17 protein-coding genes and 1 pseudogene are annotated in these 19,574 nt (G+C 66.8%); 5 read left to right on the top strand and 13 right to left on the bottom strand.

Features of this window, described 5'->3' with window-relative positions:
- Positions 1 to 31: 31 nt before the first annotated feature.
- Both AC5Y49_RS17905 and AC5Y49_RS17900 read left to right on the top strand, forming a co-directional pair.
- Positions 32 to 868 carry an NmrA family NAD(P)-binding protein gene (locus AC5Y49_RS17905; protein ID WP_499889395.1) on the top strand — a complete coding sequence of 279 codons (837 nt, stop codon included), beginning with the start codon at positions 32 to 34 and terminating at the stop codon, positions 866 to 868.
- A gap of 15 nt (positions 869 to 883) precedes the next feature.
- Entirely contained in the window at positions 884 to 1,318 is a 435-nt protein-coding gene (locus tag AC5Y49_RS17900) for a nitroreductase family deazaflavin-dependent oxidoreductase (protein WP_499889394.1), read from the top strand.
- A gap of 32 nt (positions 1,319 to 1,350) precedes the next feature.
- Here the strand turns inward: AC5Y49_RS17900 and eccA are convergent, their stop codons facing one another.
- The 12 genes and pseudogenes from eccA to AC5Y49_RS17840 all read right to left on the bottom strand — a co-directional run bounded on the left by eccA (position 1,351) and on the right by AC5Y49_RS17840 (position 13,902).
- On the bottom strand, positions 1,351 to 3,201 hold the full coding sequence (gene eccA, locus AC5Y49_RS17895; protein WP_499889392.1) for a type VII secretion AAA-ATPase EccA: 1,851 nt from the start codon (positions 3,199 to 3,201) through the stop codon (positions 1,351 to 1,353).
- Positions 3,202 to 3,204: 3 nt separating this feature from the next.
- Positions 3,205 to 4,737 carry a type VII secretion protein EccE gene (gene eccE, locus AC5Y49_RS17890; RefSeq protein ID WP_499889390.1) on the bottom strand — a complete coding sequence of 511 codons (1,533 nt, stop codon included), beginning with the start codon at positions 4,735 to 4,737 and terminating at the stop codon, positions 3,205 to 3,207.
- Positions 4,734 to 6,239 (bottom strand): type VII secretion-associated serine protease mycosin, encoded by a 1,506-nt coding sequence (gene mycP, locus AC5Y49_RS17885; protein WP_499889388.1) that lies wholly within the window; start codon positions 6,237 to 6,239, stop codon positions 4,734 to 4,736. Before mycP ends, eccE begins: the two co-directional genes overlap by 4 nt.
- Complete coding sequence (gene eccD / locus AC5Y49_RS17880) at positions 6,236 to 7,708, bottom strand: type VII secretion integral membrane protein EccD (RefSeq protein WP_499889386.1); 1,473 nt, start codon at positions 7,706 to 7,708, stop codon at positions 6,236 to 6,238. Before eccD ends, mycP begins: the two co-directional genes overlap by 4 nt.
- A pseudogene (locus tag AC5Y49_RS17875) lies at positions 7,708 to 8,646 on the bottom strand (MinD/ParA family ATP-binding protein); the annotation flags it as partial. The pseudogene AC5Y49_RS17875 and the gene eccD, both read right to left, overlap by 1 nt.
- Before the next feature lie 22 nt (positions 8,647 to 8,668).
- On the bottom strand, positions 8,669 to 9,475 hold the full coding sequence (locus AC5Y49_RS17870) for an ESX secretion-associated protein EspG (RefSeq protein ID WP_499889385.1): 807 nt from the start codon (positions 9,473 to 9,475) through the stop codon (positions 8,669 to 8,671).
- Positions 9,476 to 9,528: 53 nt separating this feature from the next.
- Positions 9,529 to 9,819, bottom strand: coding sequence for a WXG100 family type VII secretion target (locus AC5Y49_RS17865; protein ID WP_499889383.1), 291 nt, complete (start codon positions 9,817 to 9,819; stop codon positions 9,529 to 9,531).
- Positions 9,820 to 9,847: 28 nt separating this feature from the next.
- Positions 9,848 to 10,165 (bottom strand): WXG100 family type VII secretion target, encoded by a 318-nt coding sequence (locus AC5Y49_RS17860; RefSeq protein ID WP_499889381.1) that lies wholly within the window; start codon positions 10,163 to 10,165, stop codon positions 9,848 to 9,850.
- A 172-nt stretch (positions 10,166 to 10,337) separates the two neighbouring features.
- Positions 10,338 to 11,534 carry a PPE domain-containing protein gene (locus AC5Y49_RS17855; protein ID WP_499889379.1) on the bottom strand — a complete coding sequence of 399 codons (1,197 nt, stop codon included), beginning with the start codon at positions 11,532 to 11,534 and terminating at the stop codon, positions 10,338 to 10,340.
- 11 nt (positions 11,535 to 11,545) lie between these two features.
- Positions 11,546 to 11,845, bottom strand: a complete 300-nt coding sequence (locus AC5Y49_RS17850) for a PE domain-containing protein (protein WP_499889378.1) — start codon at positions 11,843 to 11,845, stop codon at positions 11,546 to 11,548.
- Positions 11,846 to 11,980: 135 nt separating this feature from the next.
- A complete protein-coding gene (locus AC5Y49_RS17845; RefSeq protein WP_499889556.1) occupies positions 11,981 to 12,670 on the bottom strand; it encodes a type 1 glutamine amidotransferase in 690 nt (229 codons plus the stop codon).
- A gap of 2 nt (positions 12,671 to 12,672) precedes the next feature.
- The gene (locus AC5Y49_RS17840; protein ID WP_499889376.1) at positions 12,673 to 13,902 is read right to left on the bottom strand and encodes a Mur ligase family protein; all 1,230 of its coding nucleotides are present in this window, start codon (positions 13,900 to 13,902) and stop codon (positions 12,673 to 12,675) included.
- Between the two features lie 72 nt (positions 13,903 to 13,974).
- Here AC5Y49_RS17840 and AC5Y49_RS17835 point away from each other — a divergent pair, with 72 nt between their 5' ends.
- Entirely contained in the window at positions 13,975 to 14,964 is a 990-nt protein-coding gene (locus tag AC5Y49_RS17835) for a DEDDh family exonuclease (RefSeq protein WP_499889375.1), read from the top strand.
- A gap of 120 nt (positions 14,965 to 15,084) precedes the next feature.
- On the opposite strand, the gene leuA is transcribed toward AC5Y49_RS17835, so the two are convergent.
- Positions 15,085 to 16,962, bottom strand: a complete 1,878-nt coding sequence (gene leuA / locus AC5Y49_RS17830) for a 2-isopropylmalate synthase (protein ID WP_499889373.1) — start codon at positions 16,960 to 16,962, stop codon at positions 15,085 to 15,087.
- A gap of 281 nt (positions 16,963 to 17,243) precedes the next feature.
- On the opposite strand from leuA, the gene AC5Y49_RS17825 reads away from it, so the two are divergent.
- Together AC5Y49_RS17825 and AC5Y49_RS17820 are read left to right on the top strand one after the other, a co-directional pair.
- Positions 17,244 to 18,509, top strand: a complete 1,266-nt coding sequence (locus tag AC5Y49_RS17825) for an aspartate kinase (RefSeq protein ID WP_499889371.1) — start codon at positions 17,244 to 17,246, stop codon at positions 18,507 to 18,509.
- A complete protein-coding gene (locus AC5Y49_RS17820; protein ID WP_499889370.1) occupies positions 18,510 to 19,541 on the top strand; it encodes an aspartate-semialdehyde dehydrogenase in 1,032 nt (343 codons plus the stop codon).
- The last annotated feature ends 33 nt before the right edge of the window (positions 19,542 to 19,574 follow it).

Raw genomic sequence — 19,574 nt, 5'->3', positions numbered from 1 at the left:
CACAGTCTTAACCGTCAGGAAGGAGCCCATCATGACGATCGTGGTCACCGGAGCGACCGGTAACGTCGGCCGTCCCCTTGTTACTGAACTGGCCGCCGAGGGTGCGCAGGTGCGCGCGGTCACCCGTTCTTCTGACACCGCAGGATTTCCCGCCGGTGTCGAGGTGGTCGGCTCGGCCATCGATGCGCTGGCCGGCGCCGCTGCGGTGTTTCTCAACTCGCGTGCGTTGGGTGATCAGCTTGCCGAGGTGGTAGCACTGGCCGCGCGCAGTGGGGTTGCCAAACTGGTCGCGCTGTCGTCGCTCAACGCCGACGACGACTTCTCGCGGCAACCGTCGCGTTTTCGCGGCGACCGCAACGCCGAAGTCGAGCAGTTCGCCGTCGACTCCGGCTTGGGCTGGGTGAGCTTACGGCCATCGGTGTTCGCCTCGAACTTCATCGGGATGTGGGCGGCACAGATCCGGGCCGGCGATGTCGTCGGGGGCCCTTGCGCGGCGGCGTCGACTGCGCCGATCGCCGACAGCGACATCGCCGCAGTCGCAGTCCGGGCGCTGCTCAGCGATGAACTCGACGGGCGCAAGATTGCCCTGACCGGGCCGCAAGCACTCACCGATACCGAGTTGGTGCGCACCATCGGCGCGGTGTTGGACCGTGAGCTGAGGTATCTGGAAGTGCCGCCGGAGGTAGTGCGGCAGCGCTTCGTTGCCATCGGCCTGGGCGCTCAGTTCGCCGATGCCTATATGGCAATGCTCGCCGAGACGCTGGACAAACCGGCGCTGGTCACCCATGAGGTGGAGAAGATCGTCGGCCGCCCGGCCGTCACGTTTGCCCAGTGGGCCGCCCAGCACCGCGATGCGTTCACCAATTAGCCAAGGAGGCAAGACATGTCTGATCCGCGTCCGCCGCGCTACCTCAAGCCGATGAACAAGGTGATGATGGCCGTGCAGAAGCTCGGCATACCGACCGGGCCGGCCATGGTCTTGACGGTGCCGGGCCGCAGGTCCGGTCAACCGCGCAGCACCCCGATGACACCGTTCGAATTCCAGGGTGGTCTCTACGTCGTAGCCGGTTACCCCGGTGCGGATTGGGCCGCCAATGCCCGCGCGGCGGGCGCCGGCACGCTGCGCTGCGGACGCAAGTCACGTGAGGTCAAGATCGTCGAATTGACCGCCGAACAGGCGCGTCCGGTGCTGCGGGCGTTCCCAGTCGAGGTGCCCGTCGGCGTGGCATTCGCGAAGCGATCCGGAATGGTGCGAGACGGCACGCCTGACGAATTCGAAGCTCTGGCCGGCCGGATCGCGGTGTTTCGATTCGTCTAGTGCGTTGAGCCGTACAGCTGCACAGCGGATGTTCAGAGCTCGACGGGCACGTGCTTTTCGGTGCATGCGTCGATTACCGCTCTGGTCACATCCTGGGTACGTAACGTCTCGAGGTCGTCGACAGTCACCGATCCCTTGGCAGCACGGTGCTGGGCGGCCACCCGCGAATCTCGCAGTCGCTCAGCGCGTTCGATCACATTGCGGGCAAAGCGACCGTTCTGCATGACGTCGATGCCGTGGTTGCCATCCGGTGCCAGATAGGCCCGCAGGGTTTTGCACCCGCCGGTCAGTGCGTCGCGCGCAGCAGGATCCATGACGGTGGCCCGCGGCTGCCCGTAACGCACCGCGATCTCGACCAGCTCTTCGGCTGTATACGACGCGAAGCGCAGCTTGCGATTGAACCGACCGGCTAAACCCGGGTTGACGGTGAGGAATTCGTCGACTTCTTTCTCGTAGCCGGCCCCGATGAAGCAGAAGTCGAACCTGTGCACCTCCAGCGCAACCAGCAACTGATTGACCGCTTCCATCCCGATCATGTCCGGCCGGCCGTCGTGGTGGCGTTCCACCAGCGAATAGAACTCGTCCATGAACAGGATGCGGCCCAGCGAGCGGTTGATGAGCTCGTTGGTCTTAGGCCCTGACGCTCCGATGTATTCGCCGCAGAAGTCCGCCCGTTTGACTTCGACGATTTCGGGGTGCCGCACAATGCCGAGGCCCGCATAGATCTTTCCCAGCGCCGCTGCGGTTGTGGTCTTGCCGGTGCCGGGCGGTCCGACCAACAAGACGTGGTTGGTCTGGCTGGTCACCGGCAGCCCGGCGGCCAGTCTTAGTGCGCGGACCTCGATCTGGTCCTCGAGCTCGGCCACCACACGCTTCACTTCGGCCAGACCGACCTGGTTGTTGAGCAGCGCACGACCTTCGGCCAGCAGTTCCCGGCGCCGCTCTGTGCTTTCCTCGTCCCGACACTGCTGGCCGGACCGCTCAGTGGTGATGTCCCATTTGTCGGTGCGGGTATCGATGGTCTTCTCGTCGGTGATCGCCAGCTGCAGGTCCGGGTCGGCCAACGCCTGTTTCGCTGCCGCGGTCAGCGCACCATTGATCGTCGCTCTGGACAACCAGATCTGTGCGTTGTCCTGCTCACCGAGCAAGCGGTGCGCCATTCCGCGTACATAGGCCAGATCGGCAGCGATCAGCGGAAATTCGCCGGGGTCGATCGCGGCGACCGGGCTGTCGCTCTGGGCGCGGCGGTGCTCGGTCAGCTCGGTGGGCCCGGCGCCCAGCTCCACTCGGTCCGTCCAGTCCAAAGAAACCAGCGCCTGCCCGAGATGGGCCGCCGCGTAGGCGGCCAGCGTAGCGGTCGCCGCGCTGACCGCCGGCATAATGATGGCCTGCGGCGGTAGGGTGGTGGCGGCGACCGAGATCAGGTCAGGCCAGCGCTGGGTGGCGAACATCAGGTAAGCGCGGATGTGCTGCTGCCATTGGTGATTCTCCCAGCTGTCCAGCAGAGTCGAATCCTCGAGCAGCGCAGCGGCTTTCTGGTATGCGCCGATGTCGATGAGTGCGCTGGCCAGTGCCAGACCGGCATGTGACGACTCGCTCACCGCGATGGACAGGTACGGCCCCGCTTTGATGGGCGCAGACAACTGCACGCCGAGCCGGTTGGTTTCCCGGTGCAGTCGGGCACCGCAGGCATACAGCTTCCGCAGCGTAGACAACGCCGAGTCGCCGGTGGCGATCCGGCCCAGCCAGGCGTCGGCCATCGACGGGTCGATCTCCGTTGCCTCCCGGAACCGCGCCTGCGCGGCGAGGACGTCGGAGTCGAATACCGCCATCGCCTGATCAAACCGCTTACGCGCGGCGACGATCGACGTGCTGCCGGCCATCAGCTAGTCCACCGGTGCTAGTCCGGCCGCGGTCAGCGTGGCGGGACAGGAAGCCACATAGCGTTTCTCCGCGCGAAACAACTCGACCTCGACGGTGTGCACGCGCCCGGCGGCATGTACTTCCACGGTCGCCGGACCGGTCTGGATGATCAGCACATCGGCGGATCCCCGGTAAGGCTCATCTGGTTCGCCGACGGAGACCAGTGTGTTCGGCCGCGGCGCCGGCGCAATGGTGTCGTCCACGACGCTGACCGTGGTGCCCGCGGCGGGTCTCGGGTGGTCGATCACCGCAATGTCGGGCATGCGAACACTGGCCCAGCGCTGCGTGTTCCGACTGTGGACCGTAATGCGTTCGCCGGCCCCGGCCATCCGAACAACAATTCGTTTCGCCACATCGTCGTCTGTGGCGATATGCACGCGGCTGAATTCGCCGGGGTCGTCGAGGGGGAGCGCGAACCGGTTGCCGGCCGCGTCCTTGCCGAGGAGCACACCGGACGGTCCGATCGGCACAACGAGCTGACCGGCCAGCGCGCCACGGCGCATACCGCCGATCGGCGGCGTCGGACCGCAGAGATTAGCGGCGGCGGCTTGCAGCTGTGCGCCCGGCAACGTCTGCAACAACACGCTTGGTGGGGCGGACGGCGGCTGCGCATCGCAGACCGTGATGGCGGCAGTGGCAGTGCCATCGTTGAACAGCGTGACGTTCTGGATGACTGCGTCAGAGCGCACCATCCATCCTTTCGCCAAGTTGTCGGCAGTGATGTCGCGCGGGAGGTACCAGTAGGTCGTCAGCGAACCGATGTCGCTCCGCACCGAGTTCCAGCGCTGTTCATGAGCGTCCAGCGCCGATCGGCCCAGCCGTCGCTCCAACTCGAGGATATCGGTGGTCGTCGCCACCCTGGTGCGAATCCCCTGCTGGCGCAGAGAGCTACCGATCCGCTGCGCGGCCGCCAGCGTCGCGGTGCCGATCGAGGTCCGCCATTGCAATCCCTGGGCATTATCCCGACCCGCGACCCGCACGATGACCCACGTTTCGCGCCGCCCCGCGTAGGGCACCGCGCCGATCAGAGTGTCGTAGAGCCGCGAATAGTCGCCGGTGCTGCGTCGTCTGGCACCCGAACTGATCACACTCAACGAATCGATCGCCAGGCCCAGGCTTTGCCGCATGAACGGATGCAGGGCCATGACGTCCAGCACATTCGCGGTATGCGGCGACGCCGAGCCGGTGAACAATGTCGGCGTGTGCGCGGCACCGAGCAGTTGGAGCGCGGCCACCGCAACTCCGCCCTGGAAGCGAACGCCGCCTCCGGCCCCGTCGTTGACCACCGTCACGGGCTCGTTCCAGACCAGGGGCCGGCCACGTCGCATCCACAATGCCAGCCATGACCACAACGTCCGACGTCGCCACGGGATCACGGCCGCAACGATCCCGAACGTCAATCCTGTTGCAGCGCCGGTATATCCGTCGAAAGACCAGCCAAGGAGGCCGGTGAGCAGAACGCCGGTGATGATTGCCTGCCTGCTGGTCGCGTTCATCGCGCCCGCCGGGCTCGCCCGACGATCGCTGCGACCGCTACCGCAGCGACGACGAACCCCGCGAATACCATTGCCATGGTGCGCGCCCGGTAATCCGGTGCTGCCGGCGCTGCAGCCGGTATCACCACCCGGCTCTGTGTGGCAGGTGAAACACGTTCTCCCGGAGGGACATCGAAGGTCAGGGCCGCGACGGGATCTACCACGCCGTGACCCACCTGATTGTCGACCCCACGCGGCGGATTGTGTGCTGTTTGCAGGATGCGGTTGATGACCTGGTGGGCGGAGAGCTCCGGATACTTTGCCCGCACCAGGGCGGCGACGCCGCTGACATAGGCGGCCGAGAAACTCGTTCCCCAGAACGGCATCGTCTGCTCTCCCGCGCGGATCGGTGGATAAGCGTTGACCGCAACGCCGGTTTGCGGTGAGAGCCCCATGATCCCCACACCCGGTGCCGCCGCGCCCACCCACGGCCCGGCAAGGCTTTTGCCGATGGGGACACCGGTGTTGTCGACTGCGCCCACCGATAGGACGTAGTCGGCGAACCAGGACGGCGACGACACCGTCTTGACTTGATGCCAGTCACGCGGATCGGAAGGATCCAGCGGATCAAAGAACGGGTTCTGGGCGCAGGAGTCCTCCCCCTCGTTACCCGCGGCGGCGACGATGACCGCGTCTTTCACGGTGGCGGCATACCAAACCGCGGCTCCGACGGCGCTCTGGTCCAGCGGGTCGGCCGCCGGCACGCATGACGTCACGCTGATGTTGATCACCTTGGCGCCCATGTCGGCCGCGTGGACGACCGCCTTCGCCAGGGTGGCGACGGTGCCGGCCTTCTTGTGCGCCTCGGCGTCGCCCGATAGCGGGGTGATCGGCTCATAGGCCCGCGATGACTGGCGGATGGAGATGACCACCGCGTGCGGGGCAACCCCGACCACGCCGTCGGTTGCGTCTGGCGGCGGGTTCGGCGCCTGCTCCGGGTCATCCGGTTGATCAGATATCGGCGGCGCCCCAGCGCTGACGGGCGGCGAGCCTGCCGGCGCCGGGAATGCCGGGGTGGCCGGCATCGGGGCGGGCATCGGAATCCCCTGGGGTGCAGCAGCAATCACCGACGCGACGATGGTTCCGTGTGCGTCGCAGTCGGTCAATCCGTCGCCGGCCATGATGTAGTCACCGCCGGCGATGACGGGCAATCGGCCGGTCGGATTGATCCCGGTGTCGATCACCGCCACCGGTACCCCATTGCCAGTCGAGTACTGCCAGGCTGTGCTGATGTTGAGCATGGTGAATCCGGGCACGGTGGCCGCCACGTTCGGGTCTGCAACCGTTGTCGTCCGCGCGCAGACATTGCTTTGCCGCATCGGCTGTTCCGGCTCCGGCCTGCCATCCGCGGGCACGCGGGCGGGGTCGACGCTCGGTGGCGGAATCGCATGGGCCAGTGGCACGCTGGCCGATAGCGCTACGAAAAGTGCGATCGCGGTCGTAAAGATGCTACCCGGCGTCATCGCATGCGTACCCAGGTGAACAGCCCGCCGATCCACGCGGCCAACGGCAAGGCTGCGGCAATCGCCGCCAATTCGAGCCATTCGGTGAGCATCCGCACCAGCGGCGTGAACTTGGTGATCGGGACCAGCAGGGCGGCCGCCAGGCCGGCGCCGCCAAACCCGGCCAGGGCCAGCACGCCCCACAGCAATGGGTCGGCCGATGCGGCCGGCTGGTGCAGAACAAATTTCGCCACGCCCGCACATGCCGCCGCGGCCGCCCCGCACACCAGCGCCACGGCTTGCCGTTTGTCGGTGAATGCCCTTCCGCGGCTGATGAAAATCAGCACGAACAGCCCGGCCAACGTGGCTGCAGCCGGGCTACGCGACTGTCCGGGCATCAGGGTGGCCCAAACGCCGGCGGGAAGTGCCAGCGCGGCGGCTACACAGATGCCGGTGAGCACACCGTTGGCGCGTACCGCAGCCGCGGCGATCTGCTTTCCGCGCGGCGTGGTATCCAGGTTCGCCTCATCCTCGGCATCCACCGGCGACACGGTGTCCACCGGCAGTCCGTCACGGCGACGAAACAGGTCACGGCCGGTGATCGACCCGAAGTGTGGCGGCCGGATCCGTGCGGCCCACAGGGCGGTCGTCGGGGCGGCCGTCAACACCACCAGCAATGCGACCAGGGTGCACATGCCCAGCCACTGCGCCGGAACCGGTCGCCACATCCTGGCCGCGGCCAAAGCCCCGGCCACACCACCCAACGTGACGATGGTCGCCGCCGCAGCGATACGACGTTGCGTTGCCACGCTCACTGCCCAACTCAGCAGGGCCACAGCGAGGACCGCGATAAATACGTGGGCGGATCCCAGCTGTCCGGGCGCGGCCCCGGCAACGCCGCCGGCCAGCATCGGCACCGCGATCCAGCTGAATCCTTCGGCTAGGTCGCCGCGATGTGGCCACCGCAACCACACCGCTGCCAGTGCGGCGGCCAGCACGCCGAATGCTCCGGTGACAATGCTGGGGGCCAGCGAGTCGGTACAGGCGCGGACCCGCAGCGCCAGCGCCAACGCCGTCGCGGCGATCATCGCCAGGATGGCCAGCGCAGTGTGCGCCGCGGTGTCGGCCGTGACCGGCTCGAACAACTTCTTGCCGATCCGCGCCAACCCGGTCGACAGTGACTCGTACTGGGGCTCAAACGAATCGCCGCTTGTGGTCGGGGCCAGCACCAGGGTGGTGCCGTCTTCGACGCCGAGTTCATCGAGGGTCTTGCTGATGTCGAGCCGCACGCCGTTGACCTTGTGCAGTTCATAGCCGACGCCGGCCGTAAGTCCGGTCAAGCCACGGCGTTTGAGCTCGTCGCCGACCAACTCGACAATGTCGTCGATGAAGACTTCGATAGGCACCGACGCCGGATATAGCTGCGAGAGCAGGTGCTTGCCGCAGACTACTTCGACGGCGCAGCGCGCCGGAAGCGAGACGCTGGCCATCAATGCGTCCGGTCTGCTTCCGGAATGTACTTATCCGCCAGACTGGCCGCGATTTCGTAGAGGCGCAGTCGTGTCTTCTTTTTCAGCTCATGCTGCGTGTCGATGATGCCGCCTTCCGCGAGATGCGGGTCGTATGGCATGAATTCAACGTCGGCGCCGGATTGAGCGAATCGCTCGGTGAGGTAGCGTTGGGCTTGCGGATCATACTTGTCGCGACTGTCGTTGAGCACGATCACACTGCGGGATACCAGCTGGTGATAACCCATCGACCGCAACAGGTCTATCGAACGCGATACCGGCAGCGAGGTATCCACCGTCAGCCCGGATATGAACGCGAGTGTGTCGCAGGCGTCGAAGACTGCCTTCATCACCGGGTGCTCGAGATCATCCGACGTGTCGACCACGATGACGTTGTGGGTGCGTCGCAGCCGGGACAGTACCCCGGCGAACATCGACGGGGCTAACGGCCGCGGTCGGCCGGATCCGCGGTCTCCGGCCAGCACGTCCAATCCGACGCTGTTCTGCCCCAAGTGCTCGCGAATGTCGGCATAACCCTGGACATCCGTGTCGTTCAGGACATCGGCGTAGTCGCCGGGCGGCGCTTCGTCGATTCGGCCGGCCAGTGTCCCGAAACCGGGCGCGGCGTCCACGGCGACCACATTTTCGGGCCGGCACTCGCGAAACACCGCGCCGATACAGGCCGTCATGGTGGTCTTGCCGACACCCCCTTTGCCCGAAATCACGCCGATCACGTACTGCTTGCGGATGTGGCGCCGGATCCGTGCCTGTAACTCACGGTGATGTCGCTCGGTCGAAGATCCGCCCAAATTCACAGCATGAAACGACGCACTGTAGACGGACTTTCGCCATCCAGCCGACGGTGGGATTTTCCGTGGTGCGACCATGTCGGAAATGCGTAGTCTGCCCGAAACCGAATCCGGAACCTCGCAACGGTTTTCGTTACACAACTTTTCGATGGGAGTACCACCCTTCCCTTATGGGCAGACGTTGCAGCATGCCCTTGACCGCTGATTCGATAGCGGGTGGCGTCGCCGGCCCGACGACCAGCCAGCTCTTGCCGGCAGAGGCGACATGCTCGGCCAGCAGTCGACCTTCCGGGGTGTCGATGATTGTCACGGCACGTTCGTCGACGTGCACCCGCGTGAGCTGGGCGGTATCGGCCGCCCGGATTGCGACGATCGAGGCTTGGGCTGATCGCGTCGAGTCGCCGGCCCACTTCAGCAGCCGCTGCTGATCGGCATCGAGGTGTTGTCCGGCCAAGAACCGCCGCAGCCCACCCGGATTGGTCGCTTCGGCCCGCATGGCCGCGGCGTCGAAGGTGACCGGTCGCAGCGGCGCCGCCGGCCGGCACCCGCACACTCGCTCAATGTGAGCACTGATCAGTGTCGCGGCTGTGGCTGCACTGCTGTCGGTTCCAGCGCCGTGAATCCGGATACCGCTGGCCGAGCGTTCCATTACCACCCACCACCGGGCGTATCTGGCCAGCAGGACCCGCGCCGATTCGAGGCTGGCCGGTGGCCGAAGCTGCACGAGCAGCGCCATGTCGCGACGCGACAGCACGGTCAGCCATTCCGCCACCGTGTCGTCTACTACACCCGAATCGTCGATGACGGCGTGCGCCCGCAGTTCGTCGGCAATCGGATGTGCCAGCGCCAGTTGCCTGGATTCGACGCTCGGCAGGTGCGGCCGAAGACCCAGTTCAGGTGCGATGACCTCGATGCCAGTGAGCACCTGGAGAACCCACAAACCATCTACCGTGGTCGTTAACACCTGTCCCCCAACGCAATCGGGCGGCTGAGCTAGATGAACGCCTGGCTGATGGCCTGATCGGTGGCTTGAGCGCTTTCGGCCGTGTTGTTGACGACGTGTCCGTGTTGGCTGACGGTTTGGATCAGGCCCTCCAGGCCATGCAGCATCTGTTGTTGGGCGTCGAAGAAAGCAGTGGCGCCGGTGCCCTGGAAGAAGTCGGCCAACGCCTGAGTGCGGTGCGCAATGTCGTCGTGAATTTCCATCAGCTGAGCCGCCCGCGAGGCGACGTCGGAGGCAAAACCGGTGACTGCCCCGTAGTTGTAGGTGATTTGGTCTGACATATCCGTGAGTCCTTCTGCTTGACTTCTGCTAGCTCGCTGCACCAAATAGGCCGGTAAATCCATGGGACGCATCGGCTTCGTGGTTTTCCATCAGTGCCGCCGCGCGGCCGAGCCCATGAGCCAGGCGTTGGCCGCCGGTTACCGTCTGCTGGAGGTCGTGATTGATTTGCCCGGCGGTGGCCAGTGACGTGCTACCAGCCTGGCCGTGCCAGGTGGCCACGCCGATCACGTTTTCGTGGGTGCTCAGGTAGTCGTTGGCCACGGCGGTTGCGTACTGCAGGGCCGATTCGATGGCCTGCTGGGTAGTCCGCAGCAATTCCGGTGTCACAACGGTCGCGTTTGGCATGCCTGCTCCTTGATTTCTCTCCTCCCAGCGGAGGACTTGGCTAGCAGTGTAGGCGCGGTCCGCAGGTTGTCACTTCACCCGACAGCAAACATTGAGAAGCGTTACTTAGTATGTGTTACAAGCGCTATTGGCCGATACAGCGAACCCACGATGCGCTGGCATTTGTCACGCACTATCCGTTGTGCACTGGGTCGCCGTCGACGGCGACGCGTGCGCGAGCCACCACTCGCTTGTCCGCATCGCTGCCTCCGCGGGCGGGCGGACTCGTCGGTGTCATCGCCATCGGGCCGCCGGCCGCCGGTGATGTGGTCGGACTGCGGTGTTCGGCAGCGCCGAACAGCTCGCCGCGCAGACCGGTGGGCCGCCCACCGGCCGGCGGCTCGAAGCTGCTGGGCGGACGAGTGTAGCTGGTGAGCCCGGCTCCCGGATATCCGCCCATACCGCTTGCACCACTGGGGGTTCCGGAACTAAGTCGGCCGGTGCTGTCGCCACCGCGGAGCGCTGGTTCTGCGCCGGACGTCGTCGCCCCATCTGATAACCCGGCCTGGGGAAACATGCCGCCGACCGACTGCAGCAAGGCTTGCGGCATGCCCGTCAAGCCCTGCAGCCCGTGCATCGGTGCCTGGGCTGACGCCGTCAACGGCTGGATTGCGCCCGATACCCCTTGCTGCAACGGTTCGATAAATGCACTGAGCGGGCTGGTTGTAGCGGCGGGCGCCGACGTCGTCTGACCCGCGGCCTGCGCAGTCCGGTTGGAAAGCTGCAGCGCGTCATTGATGCCGGTTTGCGCGGCTGCTTCAGCGACGGCCTCGCCCGCCGCTGCCGGCCCGGCTGGTGATGCCGCCGCGGGCGCAATTGGCGGCGGCACCGCCAATGCGGTGCAAAGCGTGTTCAGCGCAGCAGAATACGCCCAACCGACACTCGAGTTGTGCGGCCAGTGTTCGCCGAAGTATTCGCTGTCCAAGGCCACGATTTCCGGTGTGCGTATGCCGAAAAAATTGGTGGCGTTGGCGGTCATCCACTCGTCACGATTCAACTGACATAGCTGCGATGGAACCACCGATGAACTGGCAACGATGAATGCATCCACGGCGGCTTGCGTCAGCGCGATCTTTTCCATCGTCCATACCGCCAACGTCTGTAGCGTCGCGTTGAGTCCGAGCACCGCCGCCGTCGAGGCAACCCCGCCCATCCCATGCCAGGACGCCGCGGTCGCCGCGGTGTTAGCCGCTGAGAGGCCCATAGCCGTTTCGTGACAGGCGGTTTCGGCTGTCCATGCCGCGTTGCTGGTGATCACCGACGCCGGTGAACCGGCCTCGAAGGTAGCGGCGATCACCTCTGGTGGACCAGACCACCTCGGGTCGGGCACGGGTCGCTTCGCTAGGCCAAATTGGCCGCGCGGACCGCTTCGGTGGCGGTGTATGTGCCCGAAGCCAGGGCCTGCGATCCGGCGAATGCCGCGCGCTGGCCGACATGCTCGGCCGCGGTCGCAAGGTAAGCGGCGCCGGTCGCGTTCAAAGCTGCGGCGAATTCGGCCGAATCCACATCCGCGGCCATCGGCGTCACGCCGGTGAGCGCGGCCGCACCCGCCGCGGAGGCGGCGGCCGATTGCGCGCTGATCGCTGCCTCGGTCGCTGCCGACGCATCGACGGCACCCGGAATTACGTTGAGTGGCAACATCGTATCCCCTCCGGCTCTGGTCTAGCCGTCCCGCACAGTGCCGGTACCTCGATCACAACCGACGCGAATGGGACTCGGCTCGAATCCAGAGTGCTCCAGTGGCGCCCAACGCACAATTCAGTGGGATATGTCGATTCAGGCTCGCAGCCGCTCGCGGCGCAGTAACTCCACCTCCGGCAGTTCCAGAGGTGCGAGCTCACCGACCACGCGCGTCAACAGCCAATCGGCCAGCTCAGGATTGCGGGCCAGACATGGGCCGTGCATGTAGGTGGCGATCACGCTGCCCTGCACCGCGCCGTCTACGCCGTCACCGGCGCGGTTGCCGGCACCCTTCTTCACAGCGCCCAACGGTTTTGCGGCCGACCCGAGCACTGTCCCCCCGCGGTGGTTCTCGAAACCGGTCAACGGCGCGGCCAACCCGTCCAGCAACGGGGCGCTGACGACCTCGCCGATGGTGCGCTCGCGCTGCGGCGACGTGGTCGCATCCAGCAGACCCACCCCGTCGACCCGTTCGCCTGCCGACGTTTCGTACCACTGACCCAGCACCTGAATGGCGGCGCAGATCGCCAACACCGGTGCGCCGCGGGCCGCCGCACGCTGCAGCCCCGGATGCTTGACCAGATGGCGGGTGGCCAGCCGCTGCGCGTAGTCCTCGGCCCCGCCCAGCGTGTAGAGGTCCAGCGACTCGGGCACCGGGTCGGCCAACGTGATCTCGACGATCTCTGCCGCGATGCCCCGCAGTAGCAGCCGCTGCCGCAGCACCACCGCGTTGCCGCCGTCGCCGTAGGTGCCCATCACGTCGGGCAGCACCAGCCCGATCCGCACCGTCACCGCGAGCGCTCCAACGCCCGGTGCAACTGGAGGAAAGCCGTGTAGTTGGCGACGACCTCCACCGCCCCCGGCGGGCACGACGCGATGGCTGCCAGCGTGTCATGCACCAGGGTGTGCTGCACCCCGGCATATCCAAGCCGCACCGCCAGATCCGTGCCGCGCTCGCCCGCCGCGACGACGGTGGTGTCTTCGAAATGCTCGAACCGCACGTCCCACAGCCAGGACAGGTCCTCGCCGTCGGGCACCTGCCCGTTGACCGCGATGACCACTCCTGCGGCGTGCTTGTCGACCATCGACAGCGCCTCCTGCCAGCCGGCCGGATTCTTGGCCAGCAGGATCCGTACCGTGTGTTCGCCCACACGGACGGTGCGATACCGACCGGCGACCTCATCGACCGTGGCGACCGCCGCCACCGCTGCCACCGGGTCGACGCCCACCGCCACGGCGGCTGCCACCGCCTGAGCCGCGTTACCGCGGTTCACCGACCCCGGCAACGCCAGCCGCATCGGCAGCGCCAGCCCGTTCGGCCCGTAGAGCCGCTCGTCGTCGAACCACCAGTGCGGGCTGGGCCGCCGGAAGTCCGCACCGGTGGAATACCAATGGTCCTTGTCGCGGACGATCACCTCGCCGCTGCGCGGGCAACTCACCGAGTCGGCCGACCAGCCGGCGCCGGCCGCCACCCAGACGACGTCGGTGCTGTCGTAGGCGGCCGAGGCCATCAGCACGTCATCGCAGTTGGCGACGACCACGGTTTTGGGGTGCCGGGCCAGCCCGGACCGCAGCGTGCGTTCGATCACATTGATCTCGCCGACCCGGTCCAGTTGGTCGCGGGACAGGTTGAGCAACACGACGACGCTGGGTTCGACCGCATCTGCGACGTGCGGGACATGCATCTCGTCGACTTCCAGCGCGGCCAACTCGGCATCGCGGCCGGCAGCCAGCGCGGCCACCAGCCCGGCGTCCATGTTGGCGCCCTCGGCATTGGTCGCCACCGCCCCGAGGCTGCCCAGCGCGGCCGCGGTCATCCGGGTGGTCGTCGACTTGCCGTTAGTCCCGGTGACGATGACCGTGCGCCGGCCCGCCCCGAGCTGACGCAGTATCGAGCGGTCAAGCGTCATCGCCACCAGGCCGCCGATCATCGCGCCCGCCCCGCGCCCGGTCACCCGCGACGCCCACCGGGCACCGGCCCCGGCGGCGAGGGCCACGCGTCCCCGGGCGGTAATCACCCGCGCAGTTTAAATAGACGACACGACGCGCGGCGAACCGACGATGTCGGTCCGACGTGCCATCCTCCCCTTATGGGGATCGCTTGGGGTCGGCCGGCCAGTGAAGCCGGCGCGGGCTGGGCCGTCATCGATGTCGAGACCTCGGGCTTTCGACCAGGTCACGCCCGAATCATCAGCCTGGCGGCGCTGGCCCTCGACGCGGACGGCCGAATCGAGGAATCCGTCGTCAGCCTGTTGAACCCCGGTGTCGATCCCGGACCCACGCATGTGCACGGGCTGACCGCCGCGATGCTCGAAGACCAGCCGCAGTTCACCGACATCGCCGCTGATGTCGTCGAGTTGCTGCGCGGACGCACACTGGTCGCGCACAATGTCGCGTTCGACTACGCCTTCCTTGCCGCGGAAGCCGAGATCGCCGACGCCGAACTGCCCGTCGACACCGTCATGTGCACGGTCGAGTTGGCGCGGCGGCTCGGGCTCGGGACCGACAACCTGCGGTTGCAGACGCTGGCCGCGCACTGGGGAGTAGCGCAAGAACGCCCGCACGATGCGTTCGACGACGCCCTGGTGTTGACACGTGTGCTGGCCGCCGCCCTCCAGCGGGCCCGTGAGCGCGACGTGTGGCTACCGGTGCGCCCCGTCACTCGTCGCCGGTGGCCGAACGGACGGGTCACGCATGACGAGCTGCGACCGCTGAAGATGCTGGCGTCTCGGATGCCGTGTCCGTATCTCAACCCCGGCCCGTATGTGCGGGGCCGTCCGCTGGTGCAGGGCATGCGGGTGGCGCTGGCGGCCGAGGTCCGACGCACCCACGAGGAACTGGTCGAGCGGATCCTGCATGCCGGGCTGGCTTATAGCGACGCCGTCGACCTTGACACGTCGTTGGTGGTCTGCAACGAAACCCAGCCCGGACACGGCAAGGGTTATCTGGCCCGCGAACTGGGCGTCCCGGTGGTTTCCGACGCGCAGTTCATGGATTCCGTCGGCACCGTCGCCGGCGGCACAGGCGTCGAGGACTTCACCGAGCCGGCCGACGCCGGCGAACAGTTCGCGTTGTTCTGATTGCCCGGCTTCTCCTCACGCCGCTGCGCGGCGTGCATCGGCGCCGCGCGGTTCTGATTGCCCGGCTTCTCCTCACGCCGCTGCGCGGCGTGCATCGGCGCCGCGCGGTTCTGATTGCGCCTAACGAGCCGCCCGGTTGACCGCGGAGACGACGGCACGCAGCGACGCGGTGGTGATCGACGGCGCGATGCCCACGCCCCACACCGTTCGGCCGCCGGCTGGGCCCGTGGGGCGACGACCCGCTTCGCCCGGCTCCGCCGCGCTCGCGGTCCTCACCGTGGCCTCCACGTAGGCCGCCGCCTGCGCTTCCTCACCGGCGCTCATGGCGTGCTCGGAGTAGTCCAGCACCGCCACGTCGAACCCCGCCCGACCCAGCGCGTCGACGAACGCTGCCAGCGGGCCGTTGCCGGTGCCGCTGATCTCGGTCTCGGTGCCGTTGATTTTCACGGTCGCGACGATGCCGGTCGTTCCGCTGTCCTCGTCCGCGGCGTCGACCCGGTGCTTCATCGGCTCCAGCGGTCGCACCGGCGCGAGGTACTCCTCAGCGAAGGCGTCCCACATCTCTTTCGGTGAGATTTCGCCGCCCTCGCCGTCGGTGATGTGCTGGATCACCTGGCTGAACTCGATCTGCAGCCGGCGCGGCAGCGCCAGCCCGTGGTCGGCCTTCATGATGTAGGCCACCCCGCCCTTACCGGACTGCGAGTTGACTCGAATCACCGCCTCGTAGGTGCGGCCGACATCGCGCGGGTCGATCGGCAGATACGGCACCTGCCAGAGCATGTCGTCGACATCGGAGTCGGCCTCGTCGGCGGCGATCTTCATGGCGTCCAGGCCCTTGTTGATGGCGTCCTGGTGGCTGCCGGAAAACGCGGTGTAGACCAAGTCGCCCCCGTAGGGGTGCCGCTCGTGCACCGGTAGCTGGTTGCAGTACTCCACGGTGCGCCGGATCTCGTCGATGTCTGAGAAGTCGATCTGCGGGTCCACCCCGCGGCTGAACAGGTTCAGCCCCAGCGTCACCAGGCACACATTGCCGGTGCGCTCACCATTGCCGAACAGGCAGCCCTCGATCCGGTCGGCGCCGGCCTGGTAGCCCAACTCGGCTGCGGCAACAGCGGTTCCGCGGTCATTGTGCGGATGCAGGCTCAAGATCACCGAATCGCGGCGTTTCAGATTACGGCTCATCCACTCGATCGAGTCGGCGTAGATGTTGGGGGTGGCCATCTCCACGGTGGCCGGCAGATTGAAGATGACCGGGTTGGCCGGCGTCGGCTGGATGACATCGCCGACGGCGTCGCACACCTGCTTGGCGTACTCCAGTTCGGTGCCGGTGTAGGACTCCGGCGAGTACTCGAACCGCCACTGCGTACCGGGATATTTGGCGGCTTCCTCCACGCATTTGCGGGCTCCGGCCACCGCGATCTCCTGCACTGCCGCGCGGTCGGCACGGAACACCACCCGGCGCTGCAGGATCGACGTGGAGTTGTAGAAGTGCACGATCGCCCGCGAAGCACCCTCGCAAGCCTGGAAGGTGCGCTCGATCAGCTCCGGTCGGCATTGGGTCAGAACTTGAATGGTCACGTCATCGGGGATGAGGCCCTGCTCGATGATCTCGCGGACGAAATCGAAGTCGGTCTGGCTGGCCGACGGGAACCCGACTTCGATCTCCTTGTAACCCATTCGCACCAGCAGCTCGAACATGCGGCGTTTGCGCGCCGGGCTCATCGGGTCGATCAGGGCCTGGTTGCCGTCCCGTAGGTCGACCGCACACCACATCGGGGCGCGGCGGATGACCTGGTCCGGCCAGGTGCGGTCGCCCAACGCGACGGGCTCGACTTCCTCGGCGAACGGACGGTAGCGACCGATGGGCATCGCCGAGGCGCGCTGAGTGTTCCAGACGGGCTGCGCGGCATTCGGCGGACCCGCGGGTGTGGTGATGGTTCGACCGGACCTGAAGGCATCGGCCGAATCGGCCGGATCGGTGGAGGAAAAGTTTGTCACGATGATCGCTCCGGGGGATGGGAGGGAGCCGAAAGGCTACGACCGGCGCATCGCGAACACCCGCGACGGGAAGCCGGTCTGGATCAGACCCCGCCGCGGCGTCCGAGGAGGAGCACGCGCTGCACGGTGTGTACTTTACCGCGCTCACTGCCGTCACCAAAACGTTTTGACCGCGGGCCCTGACCGCGAGCTCTCCCCGCGGCCATTAGACGGCCCGCATCCTCGTCGGGCGAGCACGTATTCTGTTGTCGACCTAAAACCGGTGGACCGAAAGGACGGAAGTGGCGCTCGTCGTGCAGAAGTACGGCGGATCGTCGGTGGCCGACGCCGACAGCATCCGCCGCGTTGCTGAGCGCATCGTCGAAACCAAAAAGCAGGGCAACGACGTGGTCGTGGTGGTCTCGGCGATGGGCGACACCACTGATGATCTGCTCGAGCTGGCCCAGCAGGTATGCCCGGCGCCGCCCGCGCGGGAGCTGGACATGTTGCTGACCGCCGGTGAGCGCATCTCCAACGCGCTGGTGGCAATGGCGATCGAATCGTTGGGATCCGAGGCCCGGTCGTTCACCGGCTCGCAGGCCGGTGTCATCACGACCGGCGCACACGGCAGAGCCAAGATCATCGACGTCACGCCGGCGCGGTTACAGTCGGCCCTCGACGAAGGCAAAGTTGTTCTGGTCGCAGGCTTCCAAGGTGTGAGCCAGGACACCAAGGACGTCACCACGTTGGGCCGCGGCGGCTCGGACACCACCGCCGTGGCCTTGGCCGCCGCGCTGGGTGCCGACGTCTGTGAGATCTACACCGACGTCGACGGCATCTTCAGCGCAGACCCCCGCATCGTGCCGAACGCCAAGCACCTGAAGACCGTCACCTTCGAGGAGATGCTCGAGCTGGCGGCCTGCGGCGCCAAGGTGCTGATGCTGCGCTGCGTGGAGTACGCCCGCCGCTACCACCTGCCCGTCCACGTCCGCTCGTCCTACACGGACAAGCCGGGCACCATTGTTTCCGGATCGATCAAGGACATCCCCATGGAAGACGCCCTCCTGACCGGAGTCGCCCACGACAAGAGCGAAGCCAAAGTGACCGTCGTCGGCATCCCCGACCTGCCCGGTTATGCCGCCAGGATCTTCCGCGCCGTCGCGGACGCCGACATCAACATCGACATGGTGTTGCAGAACGTGTCCAAGATCGAAGACGGCAAGACCGACATCACCTTCACCTGCCCGCGCGACAACGGACCGGCCGCGGTGCAGAAACTGGAGTCGCTCAAGGCCGAGATCGGCTTCTCCGAGGTGCTCTACGACGACCACGTCGGCAAGGTGTCGCTCATCGGCGCCGGCATGCGCAGCCACCCGGGTGTCACGGCCACGTTCTGCGAGACGCTGGCCGAGAACGGGGTCAACATCGACCTGATCTCCACCTCGGAGATCCGGATCTCGGTGCTGTGCCGCGACACCGAGCTGGACAAGGCGGTCCTCGCGCTGCACGAGGCGTTCAAGCTCGGCGGCGAGGAGCAGGCGACGGTCTACGCCGGGACGGGGCGCTAGATGGTTGCCATTGGCGTAGTGGGTGCCACCGGGCAGGTGGGCCAGGTGATGCGCACCCTGCTGGAAGAGCGCGACTTCCCGGCAAGCAGCGTGCGGTTCTTCGCCTCGGCACGCTCGCAGGGTCGCAAGCTGTCGTTCCGCGGCGAGGAGATCGGGGTCGAGGACGCCGAAACCGCCGACCCGGGCGGGCTGGACATCGCGCTGTTCTCCGCCGGCGCGACGATGTCCCGGGTGCAGGCGCCACGCTTCGCCGCCGCCGGGGTGACGGTGATCGACAACTCCTCGGCATGGCGCAAGGATCCCGACGTGCCACTGGTGGTCTCCGAGGTGAACTTCGCCGACGCGCGCAAGCGGCCGAAAGGCATTGTCGCCAACCCGAATTGCACGACGATGGCCGCCATGCCGGTGCTCAAGGTGCTGCACGACGAGGCCCAGCTGGTGCGCCTGGTGGCCTCGACCTATCAGGCCGTCTCCGGCAGCGGGGTGGCCGGGGTGGCCGAGCTGGCCGGGCAGGTTCGCGCGGTGGTCGACGGTGCCGAGCTGCTGGTGCACGACGGCAGCGCGCTGGCATTCCCGCCGCCCAAGACCTACGTCGCGCCAATCGCTTTCAACGTGTTGCCGTTGGCAGGCTCGCTGGTCGGCGACGACTCCGGCGAGACCGACGAGGACCAGAAGCTGCGCAACGAAAGCCGCAAAATCCTGGGTATTCCGGACCTGCTGGTCAGCGGCACCTGTGTGCGGGTTCCGGTGTTCACCGGCCATAGCTTGTCGATCAATGCCGAGTTTGCACAACCGCTTTCACCCCAACGTGCGCGCGAACTTCTCGACGGCGCGCCGGGGGTCAAGCTGGTCGACGTGCCGACTCCGTTGGCCGCCGCGGGGGCCGACGAGTCGCTGGTGGGCCGGATCCGCCAAGATCCGGGCGCGCCGGACGGGCGCGGCCTGGCGCTCTTCGTCGCAAGTGACAATCTGCGCAAGGGCGCAGCCCTGAACACCATTCAGATCGCCGAGCTGCTGGCCGCCGAATTGTGATCCGGGGGTGATCCCGCCGCCCGACGCCGTTCG

It is taken from the genome of Mycobacterium sp. NGS62, from assembly GCF_059812285.1.
Note: the sequence above shows the minus strand (reverse complement) of the source record. Positions and strands in the feature narration are given on the sequence as shown.

Excerpts from the sequence above, each read along its gene's own strand:
- AC5Y49_RS17905 (WP_499889395.1), top strand. The coding sequence starts at position 32 with ATGACGATCGTGGTCACCGGAGCGACCGGTAACGTCGGCCGTCCCCTT.
- AC5Y49_RS17900 (WP_499889394.1), top strand. The coding sequence starts at position 884 with ATGTCTGATCCGCGTCCGCCGCGCTACCTCAAGCCGATGAACAAGGTG.
- eccD (WP_499889386.1), bottom strand. The coding sequence starts at position 7,708 with ATGGCCAGCGTCTCGCTTCCGGCGCGCTGCGCCGTCGAAGTAGTCTGC.
- mycP (WP_499889388.1), bottom strand. The coding sequence starts at position 6,239 with ATGACGCCGGGTAGCATCTTTACGACCGCGATCGCACTTTTCGTAGCG.
- eccE (WP_499889390.1), bottom strand. The coding sequence starts at position 4,737 with ATGAACGCGACCAGCAGGCAGGCAATCATCACCGGCGTTCTGCTCACC.
- AC5Y49_RS17860 (WP_499889381.1), bottom strand. The coding sequence starts at position 10,165 with ATGCCAAACGCGACCGTTGTGACACCGGAATTGCTGCGGACTACCCAG.
- AC5Y49_RS17820 (WP_499889370.1), top strand. The coding sequence starts at position 18,510 with ATGGTTGCCATTGGCGTAGTGGGTGCCACCGGGCAGGTGGGCCAGGTG.
- AC5Y49_RS17865 (WP_499889383.1), bottom strand. The coding sequence starts at position 9,819 with ATGTCAGACCAAATCACCTACAACTACGGGGCAGTCACCGGTTTTGCC.
- AC5Y49_RS17835 (WP_499889375.1), top strand. The coding sequence starts at position 13,975 with ATGGGGATCGCTTGGGGTCGGCCGGCCAGTGAAGCCGGCGCGGGCTGG.
- eccA (WP_499889392.1), bottom strand. The coding sequence starts at position 3,201 with ATGGCCGGCAGCACGTCGATCGTCGCCGCGCGTAAGCGGTTTGATCAG.
- AC5Y49_RS17850 (WP_499889378.1), bottom strand. The coding sequence starts at position 11,845 with ATGTTGCCACTCAACGTAATTCCGGGTGCCGTCGATGCGTCGGCAGCG.